Annotated in this window: 17 protein-coding genes; 3 read left to right on the top strand and 14 right to left on the bottom strand. The window is 73.0% G+C overall.

Going from position 1 to position 20,049, the window contains the following annotated elements; all coding sequences use genetic code 11:
* The 11 genes from mraY to OHS18_RS16400 all read right to left on the bottom strand — a co-directional run bounded on the left by mraY (position 1) and on the right by OHS18_RS16400 (position 11,476).
* Positions 1 to 1,077: a phospho-N-acetylmuramoyl-pentapeptide-transferase gene (gene mraY / locus OHS18_RS16350; RefSeq protein WP_328451686.1), complete on the bottom strand. Its 1,077-nt coding sequence runs from the start codon at positions 1,075 to 1,077 to the stop codon at positions 1 to 3.
* Positions 1,074 to 2,576 (bottom strand): UDP-N-acetylmuramoyl-tripeptide--D-alanyl-D-alanine ligase, encoded by a 1,503-nt coding sequence (locus OHS18_RS16355; protein ID WP_328617627.1) that lies wholly within the window; start codon positions 2,574 to 2,576, stop codon positions 1,074 to 1,076. The genes mraY and OHS18_RS16355 overlap by 4 nt, the downstream gene beginning before the upstream one ends.
* Positions 2,573 to 4,117, bottom strand: coding sequence for a UDP-N-acetylmuramoyl-L-alanyl-D-glutamate--2,6-diaminopimelate ligase (locus OHS18_RS16360; RefSeq protein ID WP_328458857.1), 1,545 nt, complete (start codon positions 4,115 to 4,117; stop codon positions 2,573 to 2,575). Before OHS18_RS16360 ends, OHS18_RS16355 begins: the two co-directional genes overlap by 4 nt.
* 259 nt (positions 4,118 to 4,376) lie before the next feature.
* Positions 4,377 to 6,302 carry a peptidoglycan D,D-transpeptidase FtsI family protein gene (locus OHS18_RS16365; protein ID WP_328451682.1) on the bottom strand — a complete coding sequence of 642 codons (1,926 nt, stop codon included), beginning with the start codon at positions 6,300 to 6,302 and terminating at the stop codon, positions 4,377 to 4,379.
* Entirely contained in the window at positions 6,302 to 7,045 is a 744-nt protein-coding gene (locus OHS18_RS16370; protein WP_328451680.1) for a hypothetical protein, read from the bottom strand. Before OHS18_RS16370 ends, OHS18_RS16365 begins: the two co-directional genes overlap by 1 nt.
* Complete coding sequence (gene rsmH / locus OHS18_RS16375) at positions 7,042 to 7,995, bottom strand: 16S rRNA (cytosine(1402)-N(4))-methyltransferase RsmH (RefSeq protein ID WP_328617628.1); 954 nt, start codon at positions 7,993 to 7,995, stop codon at positions 7,042 to 7,044. The genes OHS18_RS16370 and rsmH overlap by 4 nt, the downstream gene beginning before the upstream one ends.
* A gap of 226 nt (positions 7,996 to 8,221) precedes the next feature.
* Positions 8,222 to 8,653: a division/cell wall cluster transcriptional repressor MraZ gene (mraZ, locus tag OHS18_RS16380; RefSeq protein ID WP_247054593.1), complete on the bottom strand. Its 432-nt coding sequence runs from the start codon at positions 8,651 to 8,653 to the stop codon at positions 8,222 to 8,224.
* Between the two features lie 596 nt (positions 8,654 to 9,249).
* The gene (locus tag OHS18_RS16385; protein ID WP_328617629.1) at positions 9,250 to 10,005 is read right to left on the bottom strand and encodes an ESX secretion-associated protein EspG; all 756 of its coding nucleotides are present in this window, start codon (positions 10,003 to 10,005) and stop codon (positions 9,250 to 9,252) included.
* On the bottom strand, positions 10,002 to 10,505 hold the full coding sequence (locus OHS18_RS16390; RefSeq protein ID WP_328458856.1) for a PPE domain-containing protein: 504 nt from the start codon (positions 10,503 to 10,505) through the stop codon (positions 10,002 to 10,004). Before OHS18_RS16390 ends, OHS18_RS16385 begins: the two co-directional genes overlap by 4 nt.
* An 82-nt stretch (positions 10,506 to 10,587) precedes the next feature.
* Entirely contained in the window at positions 10,588 to 11,133 is a 546-nt protein-coding gene (locus OHS18_RS16395) for a DUF3558 domain-containing protein (RefSeq protein ID WP_328617630.1), read from the bottom strand.
* A complete protein-coding gene (locus OHS18_RS16400; RefSeq protein ID WP_328451671.1) occupies positions 11,126 to 11,476 on the bottom strand; it encodes a hypothetical protein in 351 nt (116 codons plus the stop codon). Before OHS18_RS16400 ends, OHS18_RS16395 begins: the two co-directional genes overlap by 8 nt.
* Positions 11,477 to 11,780: 304 nt before the next feature.
* Here OHS18_RS16400 and OHS18_RS16405 point away from each other — a divergent pair, with 304 nt between their 5' ends.
* From OHS18_RS16405 to OHS18_RS16415, 3 genes are read left to right on the top strand one after another with little or no spacing between them, the layout of a single operon-like run.
* Positions 11,781 to 12,854 carry an AAA family ATPase gene (locus OHS18_RS16405; RefSeq protein WP_328451669.1) on the top strand — a complete coding sequence of 358 codons (1,074 nt, stop codon included), beginning with the start codon at positions 11,781 to 11,783 and terminating at the stop codon, positions 12,852 to 12,854.
* Between the two features lie 28 nt (positions 12,855 to 12,882).
* On the top strand, positions 12,883 to 14,157 hold the full coding sequence (locus OHS18_RS16410; protein WP_328617631.1) for a DUF58 domain-containing protein: 1,275 nt from the start codon (positions 12,883 to 12,885) through the stop codon (positions 14,155 to 14,157).
* Entirely contained in the window at positions 14,154 to 16,661 is a 2,508-nt protein-coding gene (locus OHS18_RS16415) for a transglutaminase family protein (protein ID WP_328451665.1), read from the top strand. Before OHS18_RS16410 ends, OHS18_RS16415 begins: the two co-directional genes overlap by 4 nt.
* Positions 16,662 to 16,919: 258 nt before the next feature.
* On the opposite strand, the gene OHS18_RS16420 is transcribed toward OHS18_RS16415, so the two are convergent.
* The 3 genes from OHS18_RS16420 to OHS18_RS16430 all read right to left on the bottom strand — a co-directional run bounded on the left by OHS18_RS16420 (position 16,920) and on the right by OHS18_RS16430 (position 19,943).
* On the bottom strand, positions 16,920 to 17,324 hold the full coding sequence (locus OHS18_RS16420) for a DUF3040 domain-containing protein (RefSeq protein WP_328451663.1): 405 nt from the start codon (positions 17,322 to 17,324) through the stop codon (positions 16,920 to 16,922).
* Positions 17,325 to 17,530: 206 nt separating this feature from the next.
* Entirely contained in the window at positions 17,531 to 18,745 is a 1,215-nt protein-coding gene (gene dinB, locus OHS18_RS16425) for a DNA polymerase IV (protein WP_328618533.1), read from the bottom strand.
* 469 nt (positions 18,746 to 19,214) lie between these two features.
* On the bottom strand, positions 19,215 to 19,943 hold the full coding sequence (locus OHS18_RS16430) for a methyltransferase domain-containing protein (protein WP_328617632.1): 729 nt from the start codon (positions 19,941 to 19,943) through the stop codon (positions 19,215 to 19,217).
* Positions 19,944 to 20,049: the final 106 nt, after the last annotated feature.

The following is a 20,049-nucleotide window of genomic DNA, read 5'->3' on the forward strand; positions in this document are numbered from 1 at the left end:
TCAGCCTCCGAGCTGCTCGGAGTAGAACAGGCCGAGGCCGAACATGCAGCAGATCGCCGACAACAGCCAGAACCGGATGATCACCGTGGTTTCGGCCCACCCGGCGAGTTCGAAGTGGTGGTGGAACGGGGCCATCCGGAACAGCCGTCGCCGGGTGGTCCGGAACACCGCGATCTGCGCGACGACCGAGATCATCTCGACCATGAACAGACCGCCGATGACGATGGCGAGCAGCTCGGTGCGGGTGGTCATCGACAGCCCGGCGACCAGGCCGCCCAAGGCCAGCGAGCCGGTGTCGCCCATGAAGATCTTCGCCGGGGCCGCGTTCCACCAGAGGAACCCGACACACGCGCCGGCCGCCGCGGCGGCCACCACCGCCAGGTCCAGTGGATCCCGGACGTAGTAACAGGATTGGGCCGGGCCGTTCGCGCAGGACAGCCGCTCCTGCCAGAACGAGATGACCACGTAGGTGGCCAGCACCATCGCCGCCGCGCCGCCGGCCAGGCCGTCGAGGCCGTCGGTGAAGTTCACCGCGTTCGACCAGCCGGAGATCACGATGTAGCAGAAGATCACGAAGATGATCGACGGGAACGTGATCAGCGCGAGGTCACGGGCGTAGGAGAGGCTCTCCGACGCCGGCGTGATGCCCTGCTCGTTCGGGAAGTTCAGCGCCAGCACCGCGAACGCGATGGTGACCACCAGCTGGCCGACCAGCTTCGCGGTCTTGTTCAGCCCGAGGTTGCGCTGCTTGCGGATCTTGATGAAGTCGTCGAGGAACCCGACGATGCCCAGGCCCACCGCGAGCATCAGCACGAGCAGCCCGGAGACCGTCGGCGCGCCGCTGCGGGAGTTGAACATCCAGTTGATCAGGTGCGCGGCGAAGTACCCGACGACCATCGCGACGATGATCGCGACACCGCCCATGGTCGGGGTACCGCGCTTGGACTTGTGTCCCTGGGGGCCTTCCTCGCGGATCTCCTGCCCGAAGCCCTGCCGGGAGAAGACCCGGATGAGGTAGGGCGTGAGCATGATGGAGACCAGCAGGCCCGCAGCGGCCGCGATCAGGATGCTGATCACGCGTCACCACCGTTCGAGCGTGTTTCGGAATTGTCGGTTTCCCGGGGTTCGAGCAGGGCTTCGGCGACACGCCAGAGACCGGCGGCTTTGGAGGCCTTGACCAGCACCACGTCCCCGGGACGGAGCTGATCATGCAGCAGGGCGGCGGCGGCGCCGACGTCGGGTACCAGGATCGCTTCCTCGCCCCAGGAACCCTCCTGGGTGGCTCCCTGGTGCATGGCCGCGGCCTCGGGGCCGATCACGACGAGCTTGGCGATGTTGAGCCGCACGACCAGCCGGCCGATCTCGTCGTGCGCCGTGACGGCGTCCGCGCCGAGCTCGCCCATCACGCCGAGCACGGCCCAGGACCGGCGGCCGGTCTCGCGCGTCATCGCCGCCAGGGCCTTCAGGCCGGCCCGCATCGACTCGGGGTTGGCGTTGAAGGAGTCGTTGAGGATCGTGACGCCGTCGGCGCGGGTGACGACCTCCATGCGCCGCGCGGAGCGCCGTTCGAGCGACGACAGCCGCGTGGCGATCTCGGCCGGGGTCGAGCCCAGCTCGAGGGCGACCGCCGCGGCGGACAGCGCGTTGCCGACGTGGTGCTCGCCGTGCAGCGGCAGCGTGACGTCGGCGTCGCCGGCCGGGGTGACCAGCCGGAAGGACGCGCGGGCCTGGTCGTCGAGGGTGATGCCCTCGGCGCGGACCTGGGCGGACGCGGTCTCGCCGACGAACACCACACGGGCCTTCGTCCGGCTCGCCATGGCCGCGACCAGCGGGTCGTCGAGGTTGAGGATCGCGACGCCGTCCTCGGGCAGCGCCTCGACCAGCTCGCCCTTGGTCTTCGCGATGCCTTCGCGGGAGCCGAACTCGCCGACGTGCGCGGTGCCGACGTTGAGCACCACGCCGATCTTCGGCGGGGCGATTTCGGCGAGGTGGGCGATGTGGCCCGGCCCGCGCGCGGACAGCTCCAGCACCAGGTGCCGGGTCTGCGCGTCGGCCCGCAGCGCGGTCCACGGGTGACCCAGCTCGTTGTTGAACGACCCGGGTGGCGCGACCGTCGGGCCGAGCGGCTCGAGCAGCTGCGCGATGACGTCCTTCGTGGACGTCTTGCCCGACGAGCCGGTGACGCCGACGACGGTCAGGTTCCCCTCGGCCAGGCGCTGCACGACGTGGCGGGCGAGCTTCGCGAGCGCGCCCAGCACCGCCGCGCCGGAGCCGTCCTGGTCGCCGGTCAGCGCGACCGACCGCTCGTGGGCCTCCCCCTCCCCCAGTGGAGGCACGACGATCGCGGGCGCGTCGACCTCCCGGGCGGCCAGCACGGCGACGGCACCGGACTCGACGGCCTTCGCCGCGAAGTCGTGGCCGTCGACCTTCTCCCCCGGCAGCGCGACGAACAGGCCGCCGGGGACGAGCTGCCGGGTGTCGAACTCCACGCTGCCGGTCACCTGCGCGCCCGGGTCGGCGCGGTGCAGCCGGCCGCCGACGACGTCGGCGATCTCGGCCAGGCTGAGCACGATCACACACTCACCTCGAGTTTGTTGCGGATGGCCGCGGCCAGCTCGTCGCGGTCGGAGAACGGGTGCACGACGCCGCCGGCCTCCTGGCCGGTCTCGTGCCCCTTGCCGGCGAGGAAAACGATGTCGCCCGGCCCGGCGAGCGCGACGGCGCGCGCGATGGCCTCACGGCGGTCGCCGATCTCGACGATCTCCCCGCCCTCGGCCGGGCCGACCCCGCGGGCGCCGGCCAGCATCGCCGCGCGGATGGCGGCGGGGTCCTCGGAGCGAGGGTTGTCGTCGGTGACGATCAGGACGTCGCTGCGGCGGGCCGCCGCCTCGCCCATCATCGGGCGCTTCGCGGTGTCCCGGTCGCCGCCGCAGCCGAGCACGGTGATGATCCGGCCGTCGGTGCGGGCGCGCAGCGCGTCGAGGCCCTGCGCGACGGCGGCGGGCTTGTGGGCGTAGTCGACGACGGCGGTGAACTCCTGGCCGACGTGGACGCGCTCCATCCGGCCCGGCACCTGCACCCGCGCGAGCCCGGCGACGATGTGCTCCAGGCTCACCCCGGCGGTGCTCAGGATCGCCGCGGCGAGCACGGCGTTGGCGACGTTGAACTCACCCGGCAGCGGGATCCGGGCGGGCGCGGACACGCCGTCCGGGCCGTGCAGGGTGAACGTCTGCTCGCCGTGCGGGGTGGCCTCCAGGTCGGTGGCCTTCCAGACGGCCTCGGTCCCCGGGTCCGTGGTGACGGTGATCGTCTGCGGCGTGAGCAGCGCCTGCCCCCACGCGCTGTCGACCACGACGACCTCGGTGGTCGAGCGGCCGTCGAACAGCAGCGCCTTCGCGGCGAAGTACTCCTGCATGTCCTTGTGGAAGTCCAGGTGGTCCTGGGAGAGGTTGGTGAACGCGCCGACGGTGAACCGGGTGCCGTTGGCCCGGCCGAGCGCGAGCGCGTGGCTGGAGACCTCCATCGCCACATGCGTCACGCCGCGCTCCAGCATCACCGCGAGCAGCGCCTGCAGGTCCGGGGCCTCCGGCGTGGTGAACCCGCTGACCAGCCGTTCGCCGGCGATCCGGGTCTCGACCGTGCCGATCATGCCGGTGGTCAGCCCCGCGGCCTCGAGCCCGGCGTCGACCAGGTAGGACGTCGTGGTCTTGCCGGAGGTGCCGGTGACGCCGAGCACGGACAGCCGCAGCGACGGCTCGCCGTAGATCCAGGCGGCGATCTCGCCGAGGGCGGCGCGCGGGTCGGCGTGCACCAGGATCGGGACGCCGGCGTCGCGCAACGCGGGGCGCTCGGCGCCCGCGGCGTCGGTGAGGACCGCGACGGCCCCGGCGGCGACGGCCTGGTCGCTGAAGTCGGCGCCGTGCGCGCGGGCGCCGGGCAGCGCGGCGAACAGGTCGCCGGGCAGCACGTGCTGGGCCCGCAGGGTGGCGCCGGTGACCGTGAGGTCGGCGGCGTCGGGCGAGTCGGCGATCAGGCGGGCGTCCGCCCTGGCGAGCAGCGTCGCCAGCGGGACCGGGACGATGCGCGCCGGGCGCGGCGGTGCGGGGACCGCTTTCACCGGGCTTTCCGGCACCGGGGAACTGGACGAGGACACGGACACGGCCAAGAGGCTACCGGCGGCCGGTTCGGGGGCCCTCACGCGGTACGGCGATTGCGTGCGCGCCCGGCACATGTGCTAAACGCGCCGGCAGACCCTCTTGCGGCGCAAGGCTTTCCCCGCCGCGTTCGGCCGAAGTGGACGGTGAGCACGGAAAAGCCCCCTCACCGGAGTGAGGGGGCTTTCACGGACTGTGCTCGTGGTTCGGCTCACGGTCTGCTCACGGTTGGATGAGCGGGACCTCCGGCGCCGGGCCGTCGGACAGCGGGATCTGGAACCGCTGCGTCAGGTACGACGCGATCGTGTGGAACAGCGGCGCGGCGGAGTGGCCCACCGGCAGCGTGGTGTCCGGCGCGTCCAGCCGGATGCCGACGACGAACCGCGGGTGGTCGGCGGGCAGGATGCCGGCGAAGGTGATGTTGTAGAGGTGGTCGCTGTAGGCCTTCGTCCGCGGGTCGACCTGCTGGCCGGTGCCCGTCTTGCCGGAGATCTGGTAGCCCTCGACCGCCGCCGTCGGCGCCGTGCCCTTCTGCAGGCCCTTGCCGTTCTGCGCGACCGCGCGCATCATGTCGCGCACCGTCTTCGCCGTCGGCGCGGGCACCACCTGCGTCGTCCGCGGCGCCGGTTCGGGCACGGTGGTGCCGTCCGGGTTCACCTTCGCCTTGACGATCCGCGGCTCGACGCGCAGGCCGTCGTTCGCGATCGCCTGGTACATCCCGGCCATCTGCAGCACGGTCATCGACAGGCCCTGCCCGATCGGCAGGTTGCCGAACGTGGTCGCCGACCACTGGCTCTGCGCCGGCACCACGCCCGCGCTCTCGCCGGGCAGGCCGACGCCGGTGCGCTGGCCGAGCCCGAACTTCTTGAGCAGGTCCGAGTAGCGGTCCGGGCCGATCTTCTGCGCCAGCAGCAGCGTGCCGATGTTGGACGACTTGGCGAAGATGCCCGCGGTGGTGAAGTTCTGCGTGCCGTGGGTCCAGGCGTCGTGCACCGTCTTGTCGGCGACCTGCAGCGCGCCGGGCACCGCGATGGTCGACTCCGGCGTCGCGACGCCGTAGTCGATCGCCCCGGTGGCGGTGACGATCTTGTTCACCGAGCCGGGTTCGAACGGCGTGGTGACCGCGGGGTTGGCCAGGTCGTCGGTCGTCCACGTCGACTGGTCGTTGGGGTCGAACGACTTGTCGTTGGCCAGCGCGTAGACCTCGCCGGTCTTCGCGTCCATGACCACGGCCTGCCCGCCCTTGGCGTGCGACTGCTGGACGTAGTCGGTCAGCTGCCGCTGCACCTCGTACTGCAGGTCGGAGTCGATGGTCAGCTCGAGGTCCGACCCCGGGACGGCGGCCTGCAGGTCGCGCTCGGTGCCCGGGATGACGACGTTGTCGCTGCCGTTCTTGGTGTTGACCAGCATCCGCCCCGGCGTACCCGCCAGGTCGTTGTCGCGGACCAGCTCCAGCCCGACCAGGCCGTGCAGGTTGTGCTTGGAGACGTCCGGGTCGTCGGAGCGCCAGTTCGCGGCGCCGACGATGTTGGAGGCGAGGCTGCCGCCCGGGTACTCGCGCAGCGCGCGCTTCTCGACGCCGATCCAGGGGAACTGCTTGACGATGTCGGCGGCGACCGACGGCTCGACGTTGTTCTCCAGGTAGGTGAAGGACGCCTGCTTGTGGAACAGGTCCAGCAGCTGCTGCTCGGTGAGCTGGCTCGGGACCTTCGCGGCGATGTACTTCGCGGCCGCGGCGGTCTCGGTGTCGAACGTCTTCTTCGTGGCGGGGGTCTTCGCGGCCAGGTCGTCCATGCTCTTGTGGAACGCCTTGAGGTTCACCGACAGCGTGCGGACCTCGACGCTGAACGCCAGCTTGGCGCCGTTGCGGTCCACAATGGACCCGCGCTGGGCCGGGATGTCGATGGTCTGGGTGCGCTGCTTCTCCGCGGCCAGCGACAGCTCGCCGGCCTCGAACCACTGCACCTGCACCAGTTTCGCGCCCGCGACGACGAGCACGGCGACCAGGATCAGGCGCACCGCGGAGAACCGGCTGCGGTGGCCTCCGTTGCCCCGGCTCGCGGCCGCGCTGCGAGTCCCGGCCGCGTAGGTCCGCCGCGCGCTGCCCGCGTTGCGCGCCCGGGCCTGGCCCCCTCTGCTCGCCGCCATCACTGGCCCCCGGGCTGCGCCGGCGGCGGTGCTGGCTGCTCTTCGGCCGGCACCGCGGGCTGGTCGCCCTCGATCGGCGCGCCCTGCTGCGACTGCGTGCCCGCGGCGGGGGCGGCCGGCGGCGCGGCCGGCACCGCCGGGGTGTCCGCCTTGGCCTTCTTGGGCTCGCCGACCAGCGACGTCTTCCCATCGGGCCCGACGAGGATCCGCGCGGGGTCGCCGCCGGGCACCATGCCCAGCTGCTGGGCCGCGGGCGCGAGCGACGCGGGCGACTCGGCCTTGGCGACGTCGCGCTGCAGCTGTTCCTTGGTCTCCGCCAGGTTCGAGTTCGTCGTGCGCAGCTGCTCGAGGCGGTAGGAGTCGGCGATCGCCTGCGTGGTCAGCCACAGCGTGGTCGCCACGCCGGCGGCCAGCAGCGCCATCATCAGCAGCACGAACGACGCGCGCGACTTGGGCAGCCGCAGCTTCAGCTTGAGTTTCGGCGCCTCCGGCACCCGCTCCCGCTGTGCCTTCGGCGCGGGCCGCGGCTCGCGCTCCTTCAGCAGGTCGGCGCGCTGGGCGCGGCGGGCGTAGGCGCGTTCGGCCGCGGACGTCCGCCCGCGCGACGCGCGCCGGGGCGCGGCCTGGCCCGGTTCCTGGGTCTGCGGCTCGGTTTCCACCTCGACGGTGGTCCCGCGCGCGACACTACTGTCACGCTTGCGCGTCGCGGGCCCGCCGGCCCGGCGCTTCGTGGGAGCGGTCATCGCGGCTCTCCGATCCTCTCGGCGGCCCGCAACCGCACCGAAGCGGCGCGCGGGTTGTGTTCGGTCTCCTCTTCGCCGGCCTTTTCGGCCCCTCGGGTCAGGAGCTTCAGCTCCGGTCCGTGCCCCGGCAGCTCCACGGGAAGTCCTTCCGGCGTGCGGGACTTCGCGAGTTCGGCCAGGGCCTGCTTGACCAGCCGGTCTTCCAGCGACTGGTAGGACTCGACGACGATCCGGCCGCCGACGGCGAGCGCGCGCAACGCGGCGGGCATGGCCCGGCGCAGCACTTCGAGCTCGCCGTTGACCTCGATCCGCAGCGCCTGGAACGTCCGCTTGGCCGGGTGGCCGCCGGTGCGGCGGCTCGCGGCCGGGACGGCGTCGTAGAGCAGCTCGACCAGGCGCCCGCTCATCGTGAACGGCTCCTTCTCCCGCGCGTTCACCACCGACCGGACGATCCGCTGCGCGAACCGCTCTTCGCCGTAGTCGCGCAGGATCCGGATCAGCTCGCCCGGGGTGTAGGTGTTGAGGACGTCGGCGGCGGTGAACCCGGTCGTCGGGTCCATCCGCATGTCGAGCGGCGCGTCCTTCGAGTAGGCGAACCCGCGCTCGGCGCGGTCCAGCTGCATCGAGGAGACGCCGAGGTCGAACAGGATGCCGTCCACACGGGACAGTCCCAGCCCGGCCAGTGCCTCGGGGAGCTCGTCGTAGATCGTGTGCACGAAGCTGACGCGATCGCCGTGGCGGGCCAGGCGTTCGGCGGAGCGCTCCAGCGCGGCGGGGTCGCGGTCGAGAGCGACCAGGCGCAGGCGCGGGAAGGCTTCGAGGATGGCGTCGGAGTGCCCGCCGAGCCCGACGGTCGCGTCCACGAGGGTCGCGTCGCGGTCGGCGAACACGGGAGCGAACAGCTCGACGATGCGCTCGAGCAGCACCGGGACGTGCTCGGGTGCCGTCATGTTCCCTCCCCCTTTCTCGGTGCCCGTTTTCCGTGGGCGACTCGGGGGAAATGCAGCGGATGCCGTCAGGTCCCTGTCCGCCCGCTGCTGACCTGGTACCGGGGAAGGTGCACCAGGGCCATTGAGCGGACAGAGGCCTCACGGCATCCGGGTGGGCGTCTCCACGGTGCGCGGGCGGTGGCGTACCCCCGTCCCCCGACGACGTGGGTGCACCGCGACCACGCGCCTAGAAGACGCCCGGCAGTACTTCCTCTCGAGCCTTCGCGTAGCTGTCTTCGTGTTCCTCCAGGTAGCCCTGCCACGCTTCGGCGTCCCAGATCTCCAGCCTGGTGATCGCCCCGATCACCACGCATTCCTTGCTGAGCCCCGCGTAGCGGCGGAGCTCGGGCGCGATGCTGATGCGCCCCTGCCCGTCAGGGCGTTGCTCGTCCGTCCCGGCGAACAGGTAGCGCTGGTAGGCCCGGACGGCCTCGTTCGTGAACGGGGCCTCGGCGACCTTGCGCGCCATCTGCTCGAACTCGGCGCGGGGGAAGACGAAAAGACAGTGGTCCTGCCCCTTCGTGAGCATCAGCCCGCCGGCCAAGGCGTCGCGGAACTTCGCGGGCAGCGCGAGCCGCCCTTTGTCGTCCAGCTTCGGGGTGTGGGTGCCGAGGAACACGGCCTCCACCTCCCTACCGCATCCGGTGGCGGACCACTGGCTGCGGCTCCGGGGCTTCCCTTCCGCCCCACTGGCCACCACCGTACCCCACTTTTCACCACAGTCAACGCGACAAAACCGCGTCTCACTCCGTCGTGTCACGCGTTTGTGCAGGTCAGCAGGGTGGGTCCAGGTGGGGGGCGGTGTGGGGCGCCGTGGCCAAGATCCCCCGCCGTGGTGGACCAAAGCAACCTCAGCTGTCCCCGAAACGTCCGCATAACGGCCGCGAAAGAACCAGTACCCCCTTCCGTGGGGCTCGGTGGGGACACGGGTGGGGCCCAGTGGGGATCCGGGTGGGGTCGGGTGGGGACGCGGGTGGCGCGAAGCGGGGAACCCGGGTGACCAGCACACCGAGGTGCCGGAACCCGGATCGGCGTGATCCCAGGGTCAGCACGCGTGACTGGAACGCCAACTCACGTGATCGGGGGGTCGACACGCCGTCCGCCGCCGTGTCGACCCCCCGATCACCCGTGCTGACTCTTCGATCACGCGTGCCGGCTCCCGGATCACGGGGACTGCCCGTCCGGCCACGGTTCGTGCCCCTTCGGGCACCCGGGTCAGGCTTCGGGGGTCACCAGGGCGGCGACGCGGGACGCGAGGCGGGCGCTGTCGACCGGGGTGACGGTCACCCAGTCCTGCCCGCCGCGGCCCGCGGTCTTCGTCGCGCAGTACGCGCCGACGTCGGTGTCGAACCACGTCAAACCGCCCGTGCGCTCGACCCGGCCCGACGCGGCCCGGCGGCTGACGCTGAACTGGCCCGCCGCGTACACCGGACGCGCCTGGATCGCCAGTACTTCCCGCAGCTGGGCCGACGACGCCGCCGACCGCGCGCCGCACTCGGCGAACACCGGGTCGTCGACGTCGGCGGCGAGCGCGGCCGCGGCGAGGCTGACGCCGTAACCCGGGCCCGCCGTCAGCTCCGGCAGGACGTCGACGATCGCCGTGCACAGCTCGCTTTCGCGGATGCCGTCCAGGCTGATGGTCTGCTCCGGCTGGACGGCCAGCACGCCGCGGCGGCCGCGGACCGCCGTCACCGCGCGGAAGGGCACCTCCGCCGTCATGTCGGCCAGGGCCTCGCACGCGACGAACACCTCCCCCGCCGCGAGCAGCTCCAGCCGGTGTGCCAGCGCGGGTTCCAGCCGCGACCCGTCGTAGAGCCCGCGCCCGGCGAGGTTCTCGTACACGGCCTTGCGCACCTCGTCGCGCTCCTCGTCGGTGCCGCCGACGCTGCGCACGCTGAGCGGCTCCGGCGGCCGGTCGTGGCCGAGGTCCGTCCAGAGGATGTCGAACGCCGACGCGGAGACGCGGATCAAGCCTGCCCCAGCGCCGGCGGGGCCGCGAACGTCTCGGCCGGGACGTGACCGTGCAGGGCCGCGTCCCGGGTCCGGAGGACGTCGATCGCCTTCTGCCGCGCGGCTTCCGCCTCGGCGCGGCGGGCCTCCATCTCGTCGGCCAGCCCGGCGAGCACCAGGATGTCGCCCGCGCCGGCGGCGTCGCGGATCATCGCCGCCGGGTCGTAGGTCACCGGCGGCGGCATGTCGGCCCGGGCCCGCGCGGCCGCATCGGCCTGCGCGCCGACGGCGGTGCCGACCGACGCCGACACCGCGGCGGAGTGCGAAAGCCACTGCGCGGCCCGGCCGAGCGACGCGCGCGCCGCGTCACCGCCCGGCCCCTGCCAGGTCTCGTGCGTGCCGGCGATCAGCGCGGCCAGGTCGGCGGTCGACTCGTGCAGCCGCTTCGCGAGCCCGTCCCAGCGGGCACCCGTCTCCCCCGCGGCGACCGGGTCGTTGTCCCGCTCGACCTCGGCGGCCATCGCCTCGTGGCTGTAGGACTCGTACCTCGCGGCGGGGACGGGGGGTTCGGCGTCGGGCACAGCGCACCTTCCGGTCGTCGGGTCAGGGCAGCTTGGGTTCGACCAGCCCGGCCACCGTGCCCGCGCGGCGGCACGCCAGCGCGGTGTCGGTGAAGCCGGAGTTGCTGACGTCGACCTGGACGCTGCCGGAGTCCCCCACCCCGAGCAGCACGGCGCAGGTGCCGTCGGCGGCCTTCTTGTCCGAGACGCGCAGCGCCGGGTGGACGCCCACCGTCGTCTTGGTGGCCGTCTTCTTCGCGACCGCGAGGTCGGCCAGGCCGGTGCGCTCGTCGAGGGTCACGGTGACGCCGAAGCTCGCGGGCACGGTCCAGTCGCACGCCCGCGCGCCGGCGATGTCCTTGGGTTTGCCGAGCACGCTCACCCCGGCGCTCGAGCGGTCCGCCGGCGAGAGCAGCGTGCACGGGTCGAGCGCGGCCAGCGTGCCGGGCTCGGCCGGGGGCCGCGACGTCGAAGGGGCCACGGTCGAGGCGTTGCCCGCGACGGCCGGCAGCGCGGGTTGCTGTCCGCAGGCCGCGAGCAGCAGCACGGCCGGGACCCACAGATACTTCTTGTGCACGCTCTCAGCCACCCGTGCAGTCCACGCCGTCCGCCGCCGTCTCGTCGGCGTGCTGGTACTTCGCCAGCGCCTGGCCGATCCGGTGCTTGAGCGTCTCGAGCTCCTTGCCGAACGCGGTCAGCTGCTGCACGGCCGAGCCCTGCCCGCCGATGCCGTACTCGGCCATGAACTTGCCGATCTCCCCGGCGTACCCGCCGCCCAGCGGCACGCTCCGGCCGAGCACCTTGGCCTCGCGGACCATCTCGCCCACGACGTCCTGCAGCTGGCCGAGCTTCGCGTAGGCGTCCGTGGCCAGTTCGGGCGCGACCGCGAACCCGCGCACGTCGTACGGCGGCTGCGTCCGGACCTCGCTCATAAGCGGTTACGCCTCTCAGTGACGGAGCGACCTCGAATCGCAGCATACGACAGTGCGGGGTGTCAGCGGGAGCGCCCAGAATCGGGTGACAGAACACCCGATCGGGGTATCGTCCCTGCTTGCGCAGTGTCATCGACCGCCGTTGCGGGCGTCAGGCTCAGGGGCTTCGCGGGGTTCCGCCCTCCGGTTCGCCCGGGTTTGACACACTGGATGGAAGGCTGGTCGCTGCGCGGACAGCAGCCAGGGGGCCGATCGGCCCGGCTGTGCGCACTCCGCGCCCAGCCATGCGCCACCAGGAGGTCGAGTGACGTCGAGAATCCAGTCTGCGACGCCCGGATCGGGCGAGCAGGCATCCGGGCGGACGCCTTATCCGGCGGACGCCTCGGGCAACGGCCGGGCGAACGCCCGGCCGGGCAGAGTGTCGCTGGACGAACTGCACGAGGTCGCCCGGCGGATCGCCGCCAACATCGAGCGGGTGCTGGTCGGCAAACCCGACGTCATCCGGATCGCCCTGGTCACCCTGCTCGCCGAAGGCCACCTGCTGGTCGAGGACGTGCCCGGCGTCGGCAAGACGTCGCTGGCCAAGGCCCTCGCGCGGTCCATCGACTGCACGGTCAGCCGCATCCAGTTCACCCCGGACCTGCTGCCGAGCGACGTCACCGGCGTCTCCATCTACAACCGCCAGTCCGGCGAGTTCGACTTCCGCCCCGGCCCGGTGTTCGCGAACATCGTGGTGGGCGACGAGATCAACCGCGCCTCGCCGAAGACGCAGTCGGCGCTGCTCGAGTGCATGGAAGAGCACCAGGTCACCGTCGACACCTCGACCTACAAGCTCGAAGAGCCGTTCATGGTGATCGCGACGCAGAACCCGATCGAGATGGAAGGCACGTACGCGCTGCCCGAAGCCCAGCGCGACCGCTTCACCGCGCGGGTCTCCATCGGCTACCCCGACCAGCAGGCCGAGCTGGCCATGGTCGACGAGCACGCCGGGCACAACCCGATCGAGGACCTGCAGCCGGTTTCCGACGGCGAGACCGTGCACCGGCTGATCGAGACGGTCCGCGGCGTGCACCTGGCCCCCGAGGTCCGCCGCTACGCGGTCGACCTCGTCGCGACGACCCGGCAGCTGCCGGAGATCCGGCTCGGGGCGTCCCCGCGCGCGACGCTGCACCTGGTCCGCGCGGCGCGCGCCCAGGCCGCGCTGTCCGGGCGCGACTACGTCGTCCCGGACGACCTGCACACCGTCGCGGTCCCGGTGCTGGCCCACCGCCTGATGCTCACCACCGAGGCCCACGCGGCCCGCCGCTCGGCGACCGACGTCGTGCGGGCGGTCCTGCACCGCGTCCCGGTGCCCCAGGGCACCGGCCCGCGCCAGTAGTCCCCACGGCGAAGGTGAAGAGAACCGCATGCTGCGTGCCCTGTCCGGCCTGACCACCCGCGGCCGTTGCCTCCTGGCCGCGGGGCTCGCCGCCGCGGTGTGCTCGTTCGTGCTCAACGAACGCGACCTGCTCCGGGTCGCCGTCTTCGTGGTGGGCCTGCCGCTGCTGGTCGCCGCGTTCATCTCGGCGACCCGGCTGCGGATCGGCGCCACCCGCGCGCTGCACCCGCAGCGGGTCGCGGTCGGCGCGAACGGCGAAGTACAGCTGGAGCTGTGGCGCAGCGGGCGGCTGCCGGCCGGCGAGATCCTCCTCGAGGACGGCGTGCCGTACGCGCTGGGCTCGCGGCCGCGGTTCGTCGTCGAACGGCTCCCGCACGACCGGCGGGTCGCGCTGCGCTACCCGCTGCAGCCGGTGCTGCGCGGGATCCAGCAGGTCGGGCCGCTGCGCGCGACGATCACCGACCCGTTCGGGCTGTGCGAGTTCGAACGCGAGCTGATCGGGCACTCGCGGCTGGTCGTCGTCCCCCGCGTGGTTGCCCTGTGGGGGCTGCCGAGCGGCGCGGGCATCGGCGTCGGCGACGACGGCACCGTCCGGCTGCACGCCGGGCAGGGCGAGGCCGACGTCATCGTCCGGCAGTACCGCCAGGGCGACGACCTGCGGAAGGTGCACTGGCGCTCGACCGCCCGCCGTGACGAGATCATGGTGCGCGTCGAGGAACGGCCCTGGCGCGGCGGGACCACGGTGCTGCTCGACAACCGCGCCGCCGCGCACCACGGCTCCGGCCCCGCCGCCAGCCTGGAGTGGGCGGTGTCGTTCACCGCGTCGGCCGCGCTGCACCTGCGCCGCGCCGGGCACCGCGTCCGGCTGGTCAGCGAGCACGGCGTCACGCTCGCCGACACCCCCGGCGACGGCGGCGACCACTACGACCACATCGTGCTCGACGCGCTGGCCGCGCTGCAGCCGGCGCACCAGCGCGACATCACGCTGGCCCGCGACCCGGCCGACGGCCAGGAGCTGATCGCCGTGCTCGGCACCGTCAGCACCGAAGCCGTGCACGAGCTGACCCAGTTCCGCCCGCGCGGCATCCGCAGCCTCGCCGTCCTGCTCGACACGCCCACCTGGTCGGCCGGGGTGAGCGCGCCCGAGCAGCGGGCCGCCGCCACCGAGGACTCGGCCGCGCTGCTGCGCGCCGCCGGCTGGGGCGTCGTGGTCGCCGGGCCCGGCTCGCCGATGCCCCAGGTGTGGGCCGAGCTCTGCCAGGCGGGGGCCCGCCGCGGCACCCTGATCGGGGGCACCCGATGAGCACCGCCGCCCCGCCGCGCCCGTCCGCCACGCCGCCCCGGCGTCCGCCCTCCCAGCACCCGCTTTCCGCGTGGCGCGCCAGCCTGCTCGCCCCGGCCTGCGCCGGGATCGCGACGCTCTGCGCGGCGACGTCCGTGACGAGCGTCGTGTCCGGCCTGGCCTGGTTCGGCTACCTGTTCGTCGCCGTCCTGCTGATCGGCGCGACCGGGCTCGCGCTGCGGTCGCTGCAGGTGCCGACCGTGCTGGTCGGCCTCGGCCAGCTGCTGGTGCTGCTCTTCCTCATCACCGGCGCGTTCACCACGCACGGGATCCTGCTGGTCGTCCCGGGCCCGGACGCGTTCGGCGAGCTCGGGAACACGCTCTCGGCGGCGGCCGAGCAGATCCGCGTCGGGCTGCCACCGGTCGAGGGCAGCCAGCCGATCCTCTGCCTCGTGACGATCCTGGTCGGCCTGGTCGCCATCCTGGTCGACACGCTGACGGTGGCCGCCGCGGCGCCCGCCGCGACCGGGCTCGTGCTGCTCTGCGTCTACGCCGTGCCGGCCGCGCTGTCCGAGGAAATGCTGCCCTGGTGGACGTTCCTGCTCGGCGGGGCCGCGTTCGCCGGCCTGCTCGCGGTCGACGGCAACCACCGCCACCAGCGCTGGCGGACCCGCGAGGCGCCCGGGCGCAGCGGCAAGCCGGGCGTGCTGTCGGCGCCGGTCGCGGTGGTGGCCGCGGCGATCGTGCTCGGCCTCTTCGGCGGGGCGATCACCTGGGTCGGCACGGTCGGCCGGATCCCGTTCGGCAACGGCGGCGACGGCCCCGGCGCGGGGGCCGGCGGGTTCGGCATCCAGCCGTTCACCGAGCTGCGCGGCATGCTCGACCAGGGCTCGAACCGGGAGCTGTTCAAGGTCCGGGGCCTCGGCACCGACCGGCGGCTGCTGCGCGCGATGACGCTCGACACCTACTACCCCAACAAGGGCTGGGGCATCCACGACGACGGCCGGTCGCAGCAGGGCATCCCGATCACGCCGCAGCTGCCGCCCGCCCCGGGTGACGACGGCGCCGGCCCGGCCCGGCGGGTCGACGTCGAGCCGACGAGCTGGCGCGACAACTGGCTGCCGGTCTACGGCGCGCCGCGCGCGATCGACGGCGCGGGCAGTGGCTACCTCTACGACCAGGTCAGCGGCACGGTGTTCACCACCCGCAGCGAGGTCCCGCCGTCCTACACCGAATACGCGTCGCTGAAGGAGCCGACGGCGCAGGAGCTGCGGGTCACCGACCGGGTCGACGACCTGCCGCCGCGCTACACCCAGATCGACCGGGTCGACGACCGCGTCCGCGCGAAGACCGACCAGCTGATCGCGGGCAAGACCAACGACTTCGACCGGGCCGGCGCGATCTGGCAGTACTTCACCGCGCAGAACGGCTTCGTCTACGACACGCAGACGGCGCCGGCCAACGACGCCGACGCGCTCGCGGACTTCATCCTCAAGGGCAAGCGCGGCTTCTGCGAGCAGTTCGCCTCGGCGATGGCCGTGATGCTGCGGGTGGCGAACATCCCGTCGCGGGTGGCGATCGGCTTCACGCCGGGCGTCCCGGTCAACGACTACATGTCGATCACCACCCAGGACGCCCACGCGTGGGTCGAGGCGTACTTCGGCGACAAGGGCTGGGTCACGTTCGACCCGACACCGCTGTCCGACGGCCGCGGCATCACCCCGTCGTACCTGCAGGCCGGCGGCGAGAACGGCAACCAGCCCGACGACACGCAGGTCGCGCCGAGCACGGTCCAGTCGAGCGCCGCGCCCACCGGCGCGCCCCGCGACACGGACCAGAACGCGCAGGCCCAGGGCCCGCAGCAGACCGACGAGGGCACGCCCACCTGGCAGTGGGTCCTGGTGTACGTGCTGATCGGCTTCGCGATCCTGGCGACCCTGCTGGTGGTCGTCGGCGGGCTCCTCTACCGGAGACGGCCGGGAGCCGCGCCGGAGAGCACGCCGGCGCGGACCGGGCTCGGGGCGGTGCTGACGAACTGGCTGCCGTTGATCACCACGGTGCTGTGGGTGGCCGTGCTGGGCGTGCTGTCGTCCCTGCTGGCGTGGTGGTTCAGCTTGATCGTGGTGCTGCTGCTGGCCGCGTTGCTCGGCCCGTCGGCCGCGCGCGACGTCGGCCGCCGGCGGCGGCTGCAGGAGATCGTCGGGCAGCGGCCGGGCGCGGCCGACGCGGCGTGGTCGGAGCTGCGGGCGGAGTGCGCCGACCGCGGGCTGCCGATCCCGCCGAGCGACACGGTCCGGGTGGCCGGGCAGAAGCTGGCGAAGAAGCACCACCTGGACGACGAAGGCCGCGAAGGCCTGCGCACGGTCATCGGCGTCGTGGAGCGCTCGTGGTACGGCCAGGACGGCGAAGGCGACCCGACGCTCCCCACGGCGTTCGACCACCTGCGCCGGAGCCTGCACCGCAACGCCCCGCTGTCCTGGAAGGGCCGCCTCTTCCCACGCTCGGTCTTCCGCAACCGCGACTGACCGTTCCGGGATTGACCGGTCCGGCCGACACACCGCCCGGACCGGTCACCACGCCGAGCGCCGACCCAGCCCCGGCCGTGCTGGCCAATCCGGTCGGCGAGTTGGCCGTTCCGGTCAGCGTGTTGGCGATTCCGGTCGCCGGCCGCTGTCACCCAATGTGATGGACCGGGGCGGGCCGGTCGTCCGAGGTGGGTGAGCACACAAGAAGATCCGCGTCCCACCGGGCGGGCGGGACGCGGATCTCGTGGTCTTGCGGCGCTACTGCTCTTCGAAGCGCTGGCGGAAGCGCTCCTCCATCCGCTGGGTGAAGGAGCTCCGGCGGCCTTGCTGCTTGCCGCCGCGTGCGCCTGCTCCACCGCCCTTGCCGTCCGGTTCGGCACCGTGCCGAAGCGATGTGACGGCCAACATGACCCCGAAGAACATCACGAGGAACCCGAGCACGCTGATCAGCGGGATGTCGGCCACCCGGAACTGCGGCACCACCACGCCCAGCACCAGCAGGGCCACGCCCACTACGAACAGGGCGATGCCCTGGATACGCCGTCGGCGAGCGGGGCGACGCAACCGGGTGCCACGCACCGTGGATGCGAACTTGGGGTCCTCGGCATAGAGCTCGCGCTCGATCTGATCGAGCAGCCGCTGCTCATGCTCGGAGAGTGGCATCTTTCCTCCTCCGGCACAGCTGTCGCGGGCGCCGGGCCGCGCAACGTTCTGGACCCAACAGCCAACCCCAGGCGGGGTGGCACTGTCCAGGATACGAGGCCCGCGCCCGGACGACTACCCGATCCCGCATCCAGAAGGGATCGAATTGGGCTAAATCCGGTCCGGGGAGGGTTGACGGACCGTCACGATGGCCGATCGTGACCGGTTCAGGGCTCCCGCGGCGCCAGAAGTGAGGCCGGCCGGATGGCCGCGGAGCCGAACTTCGACCGGGCGACGTCCGCCGCGACCTCGGCGTCGCGCCAGCGCGGCGCCGGTGAATCGAACACGAGCTGCTCGCCCGCTTCGCCGGTTTCGAGCCCTTCGACCCGGACGCCGATCAGCCGGACGGCGCCGGTCGGCGCGTGCTCGGTGAGCAACGCCACGGCGACGGCGTGGATCTCGCGGGCGACGTCGGTGGCCGAAACCAGCGTGCGGGCGCGGGTGATCGTCCGGAAGTCCGCGAAGCGCACCTTGATCGAGACGGTCCGGCCGCGCACTTCCCGCCCGCGCAGGGTCGCGCCGACCCGTTCGGCCAGGCGCAGCAGCTCGAGGCCGAGCTCGGCGCGGTCGTGCCGGTCGACGTCGAAGGTGTGCTCGGCGCCGATCGACTTGTCCGGCGACTCGGTGACGACCGCCCGTTCGTCGATGCCGCGGGCGAGCCGGTAGAGGTGCTCGCCGGCGGCGACCCCGAGGGACTTCTTCAGCCGTTCGGGCGGGAACGCGGCGACGTCGGCGACGGTGTCCAGGCCGAGCCGCCGCAGGTGCTCCTCGGTGCGGGCGCCGACGCCCCACAGCGCCGAGACGGGCAGCGGGTGCAGGAACGCGAGGGTCTCCGCGGCGGGCACGACGACCATGCCGTCCGGCTTCGCCATGCCGGAGGCGAGCTTCGCGACGAACTTGACCTTCGCCACGCCGACCGAGCAGGAGATGCCGTGTTCGGCGGCCACGCGTTCGCGGATCCGCGCGCCGAGCTGGGCCGGGGTCGCGCCGAGGCGGCGTAACGCGCCGCTGACGTCCAGGAAGGCCTCGTCGAGGCTCAGGGGTTCGACCAGCGGGGTGAGGTCGCGGAAGATGCCCATCACGCCGCGGGAGACCTCGCCGTAGAGCCCCGAGGTCGGCGGGATGTTGATCAGGTGCGGGCAGAGGCGTTTCGCGGTCGAGAACGGCATCGCCGAGCGCACGCCGAACTTCCGCGCCGGGTAGTTCGCGGCGGCCACGACGGCCCGCGGCCCGCCCCCGGACACGACGACGGGCCGATCGGCCAGCTCGGGCCGCGTCCGCAGCTCGACGGACACGAAAAAAGCATCCATGTCGACATGCAGCAGCCCGCACCCGGCGTCATCCGGCAACGGCTCCCCCGGCCGGACCCGGAACCGGCCCATGCCGCCGGGAAGTTCAGCGTTTCGCCCCACGCCCGGGACGCTACCGGCCAGCACCGACAGTTTCGCCGTCCACGGGACGCGACCCGCACTCTTCCGGGTGAGAGGGCGGAAATCCGCCGACGCCCGGGAGCCCCGCGCCGGGTGTGCCACTCACCGACCCGCATCTCGCGACGACGGCCATGCGCAGCGAGGCTGCCGGTACGTGCGGGGCACGGTGACCGAGGGGTCGTGAGTGGTTAGGGCGGTTAGAACCGTCCTAACCACTCACGACCGGTACGGCGGTGACTCGTGCTGCCCGGCATGCGCAGCGAGGCGCCTTTGCCGTTTGGCCGCCCACCAGCGCGGCCAGGCCGGCCGGAAGTGCCCGGTCAGACCCGGCGAAACGCTTGTTGCCGGGGCTCGCGGGAGCGCGGTCGGGCGGGGTCGGCTCGGGCGCCCAGCTCGGGAAGGTCCGTCGGGCGAGCTGACGTCAGGACGGGTGGCGGGCCAGGGCGTGGAGGCGGCCCGCGATGTTCCGCAGCGCCGGTGACGACGCCGCCGTCCGCTCGAACTCCGCCAGGTCCTCGTCGCGGACGTCGCCCGGGATCAGGTCGGCGATCACCCGGTCGCCCTGCAGGAGGGTCACCTCGAGGCCGGCCGCCTCCAGCTGGGCGCGCAGGTCGTCGCCGTCGAAGCGGCGCAGGACCGTGTCGCCCGGGGCGATGCCGTCGACGCTCGTCAGCAGCTGCTGGGCTTCGGCCACCCGGCCGGCCAGCGCGCGGTGCAGCACCGCCGCGTGGCGGTTGGCCACCAGGACCGAGACCGCGCCGCCCGGGGCGACCGCCGCCGCCAGCGCGGCGAGCACCGCGGCCGGGTCGTCGACGATCTCCAGCAGGCCGTGCGCGAGCACCAGGTCGGCCGAGCCGGCCGGGATGTGGCGGCCCAGCGCGTCGGCGTCGTCGGCGATCACCGTGATGCGGTCGGAGACGCCTTCCTCCTCGGCGCGGCGCTTCAACGTCGCCAGCGCGTTCGGGCTCGGCTCGACGACGGTCACCCGGCAGCCGGCCGCCGCGAACGGGACCGCCCAGCCGCCGCTGCCGCCGCCCACGTCGACGACGCCGGGGTGCTCGGCGCCCCGGGCGCGGGCGGCCTTGAGCTCGGCCTCGAGCACCCGGCGAACGGCGCCCGAACCCCGGGCGGCCACGGTGTCCGTCTTCATGTCGCACAGGGTAGTGCCCGGTCCGGCTTTCCTCCCGGTTGGTCCCTTCGGGTGATCGGAAGTCACGACGCCTCGCCCGGTGGCCCCGCTGGCCCGCACCCGTAGG

The organism is Amycolatopsis sp. NBC_00355, assembly GCF_036104975.1.
GTDB lineage: Bacteria > Actinomycetota > Actinomycetes > Mycobacteriales > Pseudonocardiaceae > Amycolatopsis.